Here is a 523-nt window from a genome sequence, read left to right on the forward strand (position 1 = left end):
GGGGTCATGACCCAGTAGCCGTAACCCAGGCGGCTGGTACCGTGGACCAGGGTCTCGGCGTCGTGGAGGTAGTGCCCGGTGACGCGCACATGGCGGTAGCGCGCGTCCCCCGAGCCGATGCCCTCCCACTGCGCCGGACCGGGCGCCGCGACCGCCGGGGCGTCCGTGCGGGCCTCCACGGCGGCGATCAGGTGCCGCTTCCAGGCCAGGCGCTGGAGCTGCCAGGTCCCGAGTGCGGCGAAGCCGGCGAACAGCCCCACCGCCACGATCACCCATGCGGCCGATACCCGGGCACCGCGCGCGGGCCGGCCGCCGCGCGGCCCGGTCACCGGTGCAGCATCTCCTCCGCGCCCATCGGCGGCAGGTGCATCATGTTGGCGTTCATGTTGTGCATCACCCATAGCGCCCCGGCGAGGGTCACGCCGACGATGATCAGGGTGAACAGCATGGCCATCAGGTTCCAGCCGCCCTCGGAGCGGGAGTTCATGTGCAGGAAGTACACCATGTGCACGACGATCTGCAC

The 523-nt window shown here is 71.1% G+C and carries 2 protein-coding genes; both read right to left on the bottom strand.

Annotated features, from left to right (window positions below; translation table 11 throughout):
* The coding region (locus G7A99_RS24485) for an SURF1 family cytochrome oxidase biogenesis protein (RefSeq protein WP_305792380.1) at positions 1 to 329 on the bottom strand (329 nt) is incomplete at its 3' end.
* A partial coding sequence (locus tag G7A99_RS24490) for a cytochrome o ubiquinol/quinol oxidase subunit IV (protein ID WP_205600063.1) occupies positions 326 to 523 on the bottom strand: 198 nt, incomplete at its 5' end. The genes G7A99_RS24490 and G7A99_RS24485, both read right to left, overlap by 4 nt.

Source organism: Arhodomonas sp. KWT (genome assembly GCF_010993615.1).